The sequence below is a fragment of the Pseudoalteromonas apostichopi genome (genome assembly GCF_030297135.1).
Lineage (GTDB): Bacteria > Pseudomonadota > Gammaproteobacteria > Enterobacterales > Alteromonadaceae > Pseudoalteromonas > Pseudoalteromonas apostichopi.
The window spans coordinates 1850551-1862673 of sequence record NZ_AP028065.1 but is presented as its reverse complement, the minus strand read 5'-3'; the positions used below and the strand labels follow the sequence as shown (position 1 = coordinate 1862673).

Below are 12123 nucleotides of genomic sequence, written 5' to 3'. Positions count from 1 at the left end.
TGCTGGCTGGAGTAAAATTATTGATAGAGTACCAATGCTTTTTCTGGCTGGGCACTTTTACTATAACTGAGTACAGCTTGCTGCAAATAGGCATTACGATTATCAGCATTAAGTGCTTTATCAAACACCCGCGCAGCTAAATCGTACTCACCATGAGCATTCGCTAAACATGCTAGGGCTAGAAGTAAATCTGTATTCTCGGTGTCTTTTTTCAATACATCTTGCAAACTTGCTTGCAGCTTGAGTGCATCGCCAGGGCCACTGGTACGTAAAATACGTGCTAAATCTTTATGCTGCAGCGGTTTTTTAACCATTTTAATTAAGCTTAACTCTATTTTATTTAATTCGCCTGCCTTTGCCATCGCTGCCAAATAACTTACTTCAGCGTGTGGTTTAAGGTTTTTCGCTAATTGCTCATAGCGCGCAGTTAAATCCTCGCTTGACTGCGCTGCAAAGTAGCGATCAAACAGTTGCTGCCATTCCTGCTCTGAAAGTGCTTTTTTGCGTAATAAGCGAGGCATGAAGTCATTAAGTGCAGCCCATTTTTGCTCTTGCACTAAAACATGGGCATACATTTTGAGCTCTAAACGAGTAGCTTTTTTGCGTTCAGCTGAGGCTTTTAGATCAGCAAAAATAGTGCTGGTTTCACCGCTGGCAATCCATAACTTAGCCACTTTTAGTTGATTATTTTGACTTATGTTATCAAGGTAGCTAATCGCCTTTTCGTTCTCATTACTCGCTAATGCCGCTTTAGCAAGAAGCGCATAACGTATATCGGTCCACTGGTCTGCAACACTGTTATTATCAAGGGCTAGCTCCAGCTCTGCATAATCGTTATTTATTAAGCTCCATACACCTTGCTCAATAGCCGCTTGTTTACGTTCTTCACTACGAGCAAAAAAGCGATGGCGTGTGTGGCTATACAAAGACCATAAATAACGAACTAGTTTATAAAGCACATATATTGCAGTAAGTGCTAACAGTAAGAGTGCTGTAACGCCCCAAATAGTGCCTTCAATGGTTGTTTTATTAAAGGCAATTAATACATAACCCTTTTGATCAATAAAAAAGGGGGCAATTCCCAAACAGACGGCTATCGCAATAATGATTAATAAAAAGCGGATCATTGTGCCCACTCCTTCACCTGCTCAGTACTTTGCAGTGACACTTTTGGGCTGAAATCAAGTTGCTCTTTTGAAAGCTCAGCGAGGCTTTTTAATGCCGCTTTTGTTTGCGCATCATCTTGCTTAAAGTAATCTTTTACCAAGCTATGTGCAGCATCAACAGCGCTAAAATACACACTGCTTTGTTTACTTAATACAGCATCTTGCGCTTGAGCTAAGTATAAGCTTAAGCGCTGTTTAACTAAGTGGCGCTCTTGCTCACTTAAAAATGGTGCGATAACCATATCTTCACGTGTGCGTACTTCTACAAAGAAGTCTTTAAACTGCTGCCATGATTTCGCAAGGTTCTGACGCCATTCACTGACATTTTCGCTCAATTGATTTGGATCTTCTTTGACGACTTCTTCAGGTAGTGAAATAGCATTAAATACTAGTTCATCAACTTTTTGATTAATGCCATGCAGTTTTAAATAAATTGCTTCAACTGCAACAGGCTCTATGGCATTCAAGGTTTGCAAGTCTTGGTGAATTGCTTGGCGAATAGCTCCTGTACCCGGGTGTTCTGCTAGCAAGCTATCTAAGCGAGATAGCACAGCGGCAGCTCCTTGGTAATCGTGCTCTGCCCACAATTTAAACTCGGCCATACGTTGCAGGCTTGTAACCTCTTGCGGATTAAGCGTGAAAGTTTGCTGCTCAGCGCGCTTTAAAGCCGCTTGTAATTGCTGCTGAGTTTGCTCTGCACTTTCATTTAGCGCCTCAGAGACTTTTTGTTCACTGTTATAAAGCGAATGTTGTAATGTTTGCTGCGCACTTTTTAATGCATCAATCTGCTGTTGTAAGCGTTGGTTTTCATCTGTCAGCTCAGTAAATGCAACAGCTGATTGCTGATCACTATTTAATTTGTGATAAAACTCATAGCCAACAGTAGAAGCCACTAAAAGTGAAATAAGTAACGCTAAGCTACCTGATTTGCTGATACCTTTTTTTGCTTGCACAGGCGCTTTCGTCCCAGTATTTACCGTTTGCGCTTTTTTATCTGGCTGTGCAGTCACTGGCTTTGCGGGTTGTTTTGATTCTGCTTCACTCATTTTGCTACCTTGCTGATTAATGCAGGTGAACATAGCGCTATCGCTCGCCCCTGCAGCAATATGTATCTGTGTTCTTGCGACCTTTTGTTGCTTTAAATAGTCAGCGATACGCTCACTAGCAACGAAAAATTGTCGCTCTTTCAACCATGTAAGCTGAGGCTCATTTAAGCCATTAAAAATGGCATCCACCGCTGCATTACTAGTAATGACTATACCTTCTACATCAACTGTTTGCCAGTGGTCCATCCACTTACCAGGCTCGCTCTCAATTGCGCTACGCTTGTAAACAACCAACTGATTCAATAAAGCACCACGTTGTTTTAAGGTTTTCGCTATCGTCGTGCGCCCGCCTACACCTTTCACTAATACAATGTTACTCAGCTCTACATCTTGCAGCGTTTTTAGCTCGAGCAGACCTTCTGAATCATGTTTTTTTGGCACAGCAGCTCGACGTCCAAACGCCTCATAAACCGCATCAGCAGTTTGCTGACCAACCGCATAAAGTTGGGCTGCTTTGTTAATTGTTGGTGTGAGTTTTAACAAGGCATGTACGGCATCTTGCGAGATAAAAATAACTTTATCGGCATTTTCTAGCGGCGCAAGCTCACTACTATTAACCGTGAGGTAATCTAAGGTAAGGACTGGACATTGGGTTGTTTGATAACCCGCCTGCTGAAGCTCAAGAGCAAGCTCAGTGCCTTTTCCTTCTGGACGAGTTATCAAAATATGCATATTAAGCGTCTCTATATACTTCAGCTAAAATTTTATCGGCACCTTGCTCAAGTAGCTTTTCAGCAAGTGTAATACCTAACTGCTCTGCGTCAGCCACTGGACCTGTCACTTCATCACGCAGCATTTGGCTGCCATCAATAGCGCCCACTAAACCACGTAAATGCACTTGCTCACCCTCAACTAATGCAAATGCACCAATTGGTACCTGACAGCCACCTTCTAAATGGCGGTTCATCGCACGCTCGGCATTTACACGAATGCGTGTTTCATTATGCTCAAGCGGAGCTAGTAGCGCTTTTGTAACTTCATCGTCAATACGACATTCAATACCTACTGCGCCTTGACCATTTGCAGGTAATGATACTTCAGGCTCAATAAAGGCAGTGATGCGTTCTGGCATTTCTAAACGAATTAATCCCGCAGCAGCTAGGATAATTGCATCATATTGACCATCATCTAGTTTTGCTAAACGGGTGTTAACATTACCGCGTAAATCACGAATATCTAAATCAGGACGCGCTTCGCGAATTTGGCATTGGCGGCGTAAGCTTGACGTACCAACAATAGCACCTTGTGGTAACTCATCTAAGCTTTTGTAGTTGTTAGATACAAATGCATCACGAGGGTCTTCACGCTCACAAATTGTGTTTAAGGCTAAGCCTTCAGGAAACTCAACAGGTACATCTTTCATTGAATGCACCGCAATATCTGCGCGGCCATCAAGCATGGCTTGTTCAAGCTCTTTTACGAATAAACCCTTACCACCAATCTTTGCCAGTGGCGTATCAAGGATAATATCGCCTTGCGTCGACATAGGAACCAACTCTACCGTTACGTCGTCATGGAAGTGCTCTAATTGAGCTTTAACAAATTCTGCCTGCCATAAAGCAAGCGCACTTTTACGGGTAGCGATACGAACTAGTTTTGTTGTCTGTGTCATGAAAAATCCAATTAATTATCAGGCTGATACTAAATGTTACTCAGCTAAAATTCTAAACTCTTTTTGGGCCAGCAAGTTGCCATCTGCGTCAATAACCTCAACACGCCAATCACCGAGCTGCTCTGGCATGATGTTTTTTGTTGAATAAGTACGAAAACGCGGGCTACTTACAGCTAATTCAATAGAAGCAAGCTGCTGGCCTTGGTAATACCATTGATGACGAACAGTTTGCCCCTGCATATTTCTAAGCTCACTAAAAAAGCTTAAGCTATTACTAATTTGCGCTAATTTTACATCGTTTTTTAGAACATTGACTGGTTCTCGATCAACAACATCGGTTGTTAATACTGCGCGACTTACTTTATCTGTATCTATTTTAGCGCCAATTGCAACACTGGCAATATGTGCTGAGTGTGAAAACTGCTGCTGAACATCGGGTACTGCAGCAACCTCTATTTGCTCTTCAGTTTGCAGTGGTTCTTCATCGGGAGTGACAGCTGATGTTTCAGGCAGCTGTTGCCCATCAAAAACCGGCTCACTCACGATCTCTGTATCTACTGTATTTGCTTCAGGTTCAGCTACGTCTGCGATAACGACCTCTGTAATAGCACTTTGTTTACTATCAGTAACCGCTGGTTGCTCATTCACTGGTGATGCAGTCACTTCTTTTGGTTCTTCTTGTTTGGCATCATTTAAAGGAGCTTGTAACTCAACACTTGCAAGCTCCGATTGCGGCTCATCCTGTGCTGATTGCTCAGCATTTACAGCCCCAATAAAGCTATACACTAATATAGCCAGTGCAACTAAGATGACACTGCTGACCATAAAAATACGTCGCCAATGCCATTGATAAGTGACCGCCGTAGAAGTTGAATTAACTGCTTCAACAGTATTCATATTTGCTGTAATTACAAGTTTCTTTGTCATGTTGGCCTCTAAAACCAAAAATTAACTCAAGCGAGCAATTAACCACTCACGAATAGCGATTAGTTCTTCACCACAAACTTGGTGCGCCATCGGGTAATCTTGCCAGCTTACTTCCATGTTGTTAGCGCTAAGCACATCAAATGCCTGCCTACCTGCATTATGTGGTACCACATCGTCAAATCGACCATGGGCCATAAAGATGTTTAAGCCTTGCTGCTTGATTTCATCGGCTAATTTATCTGGCACGCACATATAGGTTGATAGTGCCATTACACCCGCTAATTTATAGTCGAGTCGTGGCGCTAAGTGTAGCGATACCACACCACCTTGAGAAAAACCTGCAAGAATAATTTTGTTAGCAGCAATCCCTTTTGCAATTTCTTGATCAATAATCGCAGCCACTTTTGCAGCGGATTCACGAACCCCTTGCTCATCGGCACGCTTATCTAAATCCATTGATTTAATATCGTACCAAGAGCGCATCGCCATACCACCATTAATGGTGACTGGTTGCACAGGAGCATGAGGAAACACAAAACGCACTCCAAGCTCTGCTGGTAGTGCTAGTTGTGGTGCCACTGGCGCAAAACCATCGCCTGAATCACCTAACCCGTGTAACCAAATGACTGTTGCTTTATGTTCACTCTGTGCTGGATATTCAACAAACTCTAAACTCATAGTTCTGAGCGCCACTCGATAGGTTGCCCCGCTTGACGTGTTGCTGCATCACACATAAATTGCCAAAACTCAGCACCCGAGCGGTTATCAATCCACTTATCATCGCGTAGTTCAAAATGGTGACCATTAAATTTCGTCGCAACCCAAACTTGATGAAGTGGTGCTTGCTTGTTGATCACTATTTTACTGCGATCTGGGAAGATGATTTCTAAAATACCTGACGCTGATTCATAATCTAAGTCGGCATCACATTCATCGATTTGCTCTTCAATAGTTAGCATTAATGCATCGGCTAGTGTGTGGTATTCATGATCAGTCATTTTAATGTCCTTTAACTGGCTTTAAGCCTAGATCTGGAGGCAGATTGTGTACATCAAGTGTAACAGGAATAAATTCATCCGCGAATAGCTGCATTTTTTAAATATTCTGTTACTCTGCGATTATAAAGCCAGCAATCGTATTAATCTAATGAAAGAGACTCATAGCCAAAAATTAAAAACAATCTTACCACTTAGCGCCCTACTTCTAACCCTCGCCGGTTGCGGACAAAGTGGTGCTCTTTATCTACCAGATGATACTGCACAGCCTAAAGAATCTCAGCCGCAGGCTGATCCATCCGAACAACCAGAGCAAAAACAGGACCAATAGATGGACTTTTTTAACTACAATAATAATCAGCTGTTCGCTGAAGACATCGCTGTCAAAGAGCTGGCAGAGCAATACGGTACACCGTGTTATATCTATTCGCGTAAAACCTTTGAGCGCCATTACCATGCCTTTGCTGATGCAGCAAAATCGCATAAAAGTTTGGTGTGCTATGCCGTAAAAGCCAACTCTAATATTGCAGTGCTCAATATTTTAGCGCGGCTTGGTTCAGGTTTTGACATCGTCTCAAAGGGTGAGCTTGCTCGTGTAATCCAAGCTGGAGGGGACGCCAGTAAAGTGGTATTTTCTGGCGTTGCAAAAACAGCCGATGAAATTGCGTATGCACTTGAATTGGGGATCAAATGTTTTAACGTTGAGTCAGTGGCTGAGCTTGAGCGTATTTCAGAAGTGGCTACTTCTCTTAACCATGTAGCGCCTATTTCGATTCGTGTAAACCCAGATATTGATGCTAAAACGCATCCTTATATCTCAACAGGTTTAAAAGAGAATAAATTTGGTATTGATATTCAAACTGCGGTGACAGTATATCAACACGCTGCATCTCTGCCTGGTTTAAAAATTACCGGTGTAGATTGCCACATTGGTTCGCAGCTAACAGAAATTAAACCTTTCTTAGCTGCACTTGAAAAAGTGCTAACACTTATCGAAGAGTTAAAAGCCGCTGGCATAACACTTTCACACCTCGATATTGGTGGCGGACTGGGTGTGCCATATAACGGCGAAACACCACCTCATCCAAGTGAATATGTTGATAAAATTACCGCTCGATTAGCAGATTACCAAGATTTAGAGCTGATTTTTGAGCCTGGTCGTGCAATTGCTGCAAACGCAGGCATTTTAGTCACCAAAGTTGAGTTTATTAAACAAAACCAAGATAAGTTCTTTGCTATTGTTGATGCGGGTATGAACGATATGTTACGTCCATCGCTATATCAAGCTTGGCAAAATATTGTGCCGGTTGAACCTCGCGTAGATGATACGCCTACTCACAACTACGACATTGTAGGCCCTGTTTGTGAAACCGGTGACTTTTTGGGTAAAGACCGCGAACTAGCGCTACAAGCCGGTGACCTTTTAGCGCAGCGCAGCGCTGGTGCGTATGGTTTTACCATGAGCTCTAACTACAACTCGCGCCCTCGTGTTGCAGAGATTATGGTGGATGGTCAGCAAAGTCATTTAATTCGTCAACGTGAAACCTTAGAAAGCCTATGGCAAGGCGAGAAAATTTTACCATAAACGTTTTTATAACCGGGCAGCTCTGTGGCATGATTAGCTCAGAGCAATCCTGAATTAGAGCGTTATGTTAGTTAATTTCTCAAAAATGCACGGCCTAGGTAATGACTTTGTTGTTATTGATAACATTACTCAAAATGTTTTCTTATCTCGTGACCAAATAAAGAAGCTGGCAGATCGCCATTTCGGCATTGGCTTCGATCAACTACTTATGGTTGAAGCCCCTTACTCTCCTGATCTAGATTTCCATTATCGTATTTTTAATGCCGATGGTAACGAAGTTGAACAGTGTGGCAATGGTGCGCGTTGTTTCGCCCGCTTTGTTCGTATGAAAGGTCTTACCAATAAGCATAAGATTTCAGTTTCAACAAAATCTGGCAACCTCACTCTTTATATTGAAAAAGATGGCCAAGTTACGGTGAATATGGGCCACCCAAATTTTGAGCCGAACAAAATCCCATTTAAAGCCAGCAAGCGTGAGCTAACTTATATTCTTCGCACTGAGGAACATACTGTATTTAGCGGCGCAGTTTCAATGGGTAATCCACATTGCGTTTTAGAAGTTGATGACATTCATACAGCAGAAGTTACCACTCTAGGACCACTGCTTGAAAATCATGAACGTTTTCCACAACGCGCAAATGTTGGTTTTATGCAGGTAATTTCACAAGATCACATTAAACTTAGAGTGTGGGAGCGTGGCGTAAGTGAAACATTAGCATGTGGTACAGGTGCCTGTGCCGCAGTCGTGGTTGGACAAATTCAAAGTAAACTCGCAAGTACCGTACAAGTCGACTTACCAGGCGGGAGTTTGCAAGTACGCTGGCAAGGCGAAGGCCATCCTGTTCGGATGACTGGCCCTGCTGAGCATGTATTTGATGGACAAGTGGCATTATGAGCAAACTAACAGAACAACAAATTGCTGAATATTTAAAAGCACACCCTGATTTTTTTATTAAAAATCCTGATGTACTCGCTGAAGTTGAACTACAACAGCAAACAGCTGGTGCAACGTCTTTGGTGCATATTCAACAGCGCCAATTACGTGAACACAATACGTTATTAAAAAATAAGATTGAGCAGCTCGTTGAACAAGCAAAAGAAAACGAGTTAATTTACCGCTTATTTAGCGACTGTCATCGTCAGCTATGGACTAACTATGACTTTACGACACTGGCTAGCAACTTGCGCAATATTATCTGCACAAATCCATCCATTAACGAATGCCACTTAGTTAAGTACGATAAAAAGTTTGATGAGTTAATTGCTCACCGCCTGCAAAACGACGGCATTTACTTGGGCCGAGTAAGTCAGCAAGAAAGAGACTTACTATTCTCAGACACGACTCAATCGACTGCTTTATATCTAATTGGTAACACGAAACACCCTGTCGCAATTTTGGCGTTTGGTAGCGATGACGTAAGTCACTTTGAACCGGCAAAAGACAGCTTTTTTGTCCTTGAGTTTGTGCGCTCATTACAACTGCGCTTATTGGAACTTGCATGAGCGATGTGAAGACGCCAGACATTGATGAATTAAGTGATGCTTGGCGAACACCCATCCAACTTTTTGCAGACTACTTACGCTACGAAAAACAATACTCAGCGCACACAGTTAACCAATACACGAGCCAACTAGGCTTTGCAGCGTTGTACTTTAGTAAACTCTGTGAAAACTGGTTTGCGGTACAAGGTGAGCATATTCGTCGTTACAGCATGCAAATGCGTAGCAAACAATTAAGCGGCCGCACAATCAGTTTAAAACTGAGCTGTATTCGCAGTTTATATAAATTTTTAAAAGCCAAAAATATTGCCAGTCAGGCACATTATCATAATCCGGCAGAAGCCATTAAAGGGCCTAAATTTTCCAAGCCTTTACCCAAAAATTTAGACGTTGATCAAATGGCTAAACTACTAGAATTGCCAGATGATGATCCTTTAGCTATTCGTGACAAAGCTATGATGGAATTAATGTATTCATCAGGTCTGCGAATTAGCGAGTTAGTTGGCGCTAACATACAGGATATAAACCCTACTGAAGGTGAAATTTTAGTCCGTGGTAAGGGTAACAAAGAACGTTTATTACCTGTTGGCAGTAAAGCACTCAGTGCATTAAAAGCATGGTTGAAAATTCGTCCTCAATTTGCGCATCCAGATGAAATAGCGGTATTTGTTAGCAGCCAAAAGAAGCGAATTTCCGTGCGCCAAGTTCGCCTTCGTATGCAAGAATGGGGTATCAAACAAGGGATCAGCTCGCAAGTGCATCCACATAAGTTACGCCACTCTTTTGCTTCACATATCTTAGAGTCGTCAGGAGATCTACGTGCCGTACAAGAATTATTAGGACACAGTAGTTTGTCTGCAACTCAAGTTTATACGCATTTAGATTTTCAACATTTAGCTAAAGTGTACGATAACACCCATCCACGCGCTAAAAAGCGCCCAACATCAGAGTAAACTCTTGTAATTATGATCCGATTTAACCGTGCCTTATCGCCAGTTTCTGTTTTAAGTTTTGATTTAGACGACACACTTTATAACAACCATCCGATCATTAAATCAGCCTTGCAAGCACAAGCTGATTACCTTGAGGCGTTAGAACAATGGCCAGCGGATAGCATGAGCTATTGGTTAGAGTGCCGCGATAATGCTTTAAGACAAGATGCGACTCTAATCGATGACGTTACGCGCTGGCGACAAACAGCCTTACACTATGCCATGACCAACCTTGGTTTTTCTGCTGAGCAAGCTAAGTTTCATGCCGAAAATGCATATCAGGCATTCGCTGATGCCCGTAGTAAAATAACCGTATCTGATGAGGTACTTGAATTACTTACTAATCTCAGCAAACACTACCGCCTCATCGCCATCACCAATGGCAATGTCGAGGTAGAAAAGTTTAACCTTCATGGCGTTTTTGAGTTAGTACTACAAGCCGGTCCACACGGAAAAGCGAAGCCGCACAGCGCTTTATTTGATAACGCTGCAAAACAGTTAGAGGTTACTCATAATGAAATTTTACATATCGGCGATAGCCTAGATACTGACGTACAAGGTGCAAATAATGCAGGTTGCCAAAGTGTTTGGCTAAACAACCAAGCAACTCAATATCGTTATCTTGGGTTAGCTGATATTGAGATACGCAATATCATGGCACTCAATCATTTAGTTAAAAAGTAACTTCTTTCAAAATTTGCTTTATGCTGAGTAAATAACAAACAAAAATAGAAAGCTTATGGCAGAAGAATGAAGGCTCTACTTAAATTAATATTACTGTGTTCTCTTAGCTTAAATGGTTACTTCATATGGCAGTTATTTTCCCCTGAAAAACCAGTAATACTAGAGGCAGACGCACCAACGCCTAAAGTAAAGAAAAGCGCTGTTTTACCAGCCCACTTTCAGCAAGCGGTTGTGTTGTTTAGTAACCACTTATTCGACAAAGCTGTTGCTGAATACACGCAACTACTCACCAATGATCCACACTATGCAAAACAACTTAAACAAGCTTGGCAACAACAACTTGAGTCATGGCTTTCCCATAAAAATTTCACCTTAAGTGAGCTATTTTTAACGGCTTTTTTAAATAGCCACCCATACGATGTCAGCATGCTTGAATTTGATGCTAAGCGTTTAATAGCACAAGGTGATACCCAACAGGGAATTATCAATTTACTGGCTCTTAGCAACCAGTTAGACAGCAATAAAAAGCAACAACTTAGCAAACAAATAGACGAGCTAAGCACATCCTTTATTGGTGAGCTTATAGCGGCACAACAGTGGCAGGTATTACATAGTAGCAGTCAACACTGGCTTGATTACGCCCCAGGTAACGCACATTACTTATATGCCAATGCATTAGCAAACTATCATTTAGAAGATTATGTGGCTAGTCAAATCACCCTAGATCAACTTCCTGAAAATCATGAATTTAAACAGCAAGCTGAGCAATTACGCCAATTGATACAACAAGCCTTAGCAGGTGTTGACGTTATAAAATTAACCGCTCGAGGTTCACACTATCTAATAACCGGCATCATCAATGATGATGTCGAAACCGAGCTAATGATCGACACTGGCGCTAGTTTTACGGTGATAAACCAAACATTATTAAACTCGCTTAATACCCCTCCTAATTACCTTGGCACATTGCAAGTAAACACAGCTAACGGCGTTATTGAAGCTCAGCGTTATCAGCTCGAGTCGTTTCAAATCGGACAACAGCGCATCAGTAATTTTGAAGTGTTGGTAATAGAAAATCATGCTGGTTATGGCTTACTAGGTATGAACTTTTTAGAGAATTTTAAGTTTAATATCAATCAGCAAGTGAATGAGTTAGAGTTAACAAAGAACAATTTTTAAGGACAAGCAATGACTCTTAATGAATTTCTTTCGAAATTAGCAAGCTCACCGCAACAGATTGAGTTTACCGATACAATGGCAGTAATAGACAACAATTATGACTTTATCCCAAGCGGTTTTAACAATCATGGGCTGCTTAGCGAAGCAAATGAAAATAATGGCTCGTGCAAAATTTTTGCCTTTGCAAAACTTAATCAACTAAGTAAGCAAAATACCCTAGATTGTTTTGGCGCATTTTATCGTGAAGAAGTATTAAAGAACCCTGAAGGGCAAGACCACATGAACATTCGTACCTTTATGCTTGCTCCTGAAGCCACCCCTTTCTTAGGAATTACATTTACCGAGCAAGAAGTACTTAAAGCGAAGTAATCTAAGCA

The 12123-nt window shown here is 41.8% G+C and carries 14 protein-coding genes; 8 read left to right on the top strand and 6 right to left on the bottom strand.

Features of this window, described 5'->3' with window-relative positions; genetic code table 11:
- Positions 1–17: 17 nt before the first annotated feature.
- The 6 genes from QUE86_RS08335 to cyaY are packed head-to-tail and all read right to left on the bottom strand — an operon-like array spanning position 18 to position 5809.
- The gene (locus QUE86_RS08335; protein ID WP_167658814.1) at positions 18–1127 is read right to left on the bottom strand and encodes a heme biosynthesis HemY N-terminal domain-containing protein; all 1110 of its coding nucleotides are present in this window, start codon (positions 1125–1127) and stop codon (positions 18–20) included.
- Positions 1124–2944, bottom strand: a complete 1821-nt coding sequence (locus tag QUE86_RS08330; protein WP_130050041.1) for a uroporphyrinogen-III synthase — start codon at positions 2942–2944, stop codon at positions 1124–1126. The genes QUE86_RS08335 and QUE86_RS08330 overlap by 4 nt, the downstream gene beginning before the upstream one ends.
- 1 nt (position 2945) lies before the next feature.
- The gene (gene hemC, locus QUE86_RS08325) at positions 2946–3884 is read right to left on the bottom strand and encodes a hydroxymethylbilane synthase (RefSeq protein ID WP_130050042.1); all 939 of its coding nucleotides are present in this window, start codon (positions 3882–3884) and stop codon (positions 2946–2948) included.
- 36 nt (positions 3885–3920) lie between these two features.
- A complete protein-coding gene (locus tag QUE86_RS08320; protein ID WP_130050043.1) occupies positions 3921–4811 on the bottom strand; it encodes a DUF2914 domain-containing protein in 891 nt (296 codons plus the stop codon).
- Positions 4812–4832: 21 nt separating this feature from the next.
- Positions 4833–5489 (bottom strand): alpha/beta hydrolase, encoded by a 657-nt coding sequence (locus QUE86_RS08315; protein ID WP_130050044.1) that lies wholly within the window; start codon positions 5487–5489, stop codon positions 4833–4835.
- Positions 5486–5809: an iron donor protein CyaY gene (gene cyaY / locus QUE86_RS08310; RefSeq protein WP_036974421.1), complete on the bottom strand. Its 324-nt coding sequence runs from the start codon at positions 5807–5809 to the stop codon at positions 5486–5488. Before cyaY ends, QUE86_RS08315 begins: the two co-directional genes overlap by 4 nt.
- Positions 5810–5957: 148 nt before the next feature.
- Between cyaY and lptM the strand changes: the two genes are divergently transcribed.
- The 8 genes from lptM (at position 5958) to QUE86_RS08270 (ending at position 12115) form a co-directional block, all read left to right on the top strand.
- Positions 5958–6137 carry an LPS translocon maturation chaperone LptM gene (gene lptM, locus QUE86_RS08305; RefSeq protein WP_130050045.1) on the top strand — a complete coding sequence of 60 codons (180 nt, stop codon included), beginning with the start codon at positions 5958–5960 and terminating at the stop codon, positions 6135–6137.
- Positions 6138–7391 carry a diaminopimelate decarboxylase gene (lysA, locus tag QUE86_RS08300; RefSeq protein ID WP_130050046.1) on the top strand — a complete coding sequence of 418 codons (1254 nt, stop codon included), beginning with the start codon at positions 6138–6140 and terminating at the stop codon, positions 7389–7391.
- A gap of 64 nt (positions 7392–7455) precedes the next feature.
- Positions 7456–8286, top strand: coding sequence for a diaminopimelate epimerase (gene dapF, locus QUE86_RS08295; protein ID WP_130050047.1), 831 nt, complete (start codon positions 7456–7458; stop codon positions 8284–8286).
- Positions 8283–8894: a DUF484 family protein gene (locus QUE86_RS08290; protein ID WP_130050048.1), complete on the top strand. Its 612-nt coding sequence runs from the start codon at positions 8283–8285 to the stop codon at positions 8892–8894. The genes dapF and QUE86_RS08290 overlap by 4 nt, the downstream gene beginning before the upstream one ends.
- Positions 8891–9844, top strand: coding sequence for a tyrosine recombinase XerC (locus QUE86_RS08285; RefSeq protein ID WP_178926468.1), 954 nt, complete (start codon positions 8891–8893; stop codon positions 9842–9844). The genes QUE86_RS08290 and QUE86_RS08285 overlap by 4 nt, the downstream gene beginning before the upstream one ends.
- A 12-nt stretch (positions 9845–9856) precedes the next feature.
- On the top strand, positions 9857–10567 hold the full coding sequence (locus tag QUE86_RS08280) for an HAD-IA family hydrolase (protein WP_286256522.1): 711 nt from the start codon (positions 9857–9859) through the stop codon (positions 10565–10567).
- Between the two features lie 66 nt (positions 10568–10633).
- Positions 10634–11746, top strand: a complete 1113-nt coding sequence (locus QUE86_RS08275) for a retropepsin-like aspartic protease family protein (RefSeq protein WP_239976700.1) — start codon at positions 10634–10636, stop codon at positions 11744–11746.
- Between the two features lie 9 nt (positions 11747–11755).
- Positions 11756–12115 (top strand): HopJ type III effector protein, encoded by a 360-nt coding sequence (locus QUE86_RS08270; RefSeq protein ID WP_130050052.1) that lies wholly within the window; start codon positions 11756–11758, stop codon positions 12113–12115.
- The last annotated feature ends 8 nt before the right edge of the window (positions 12116–12123 follow it).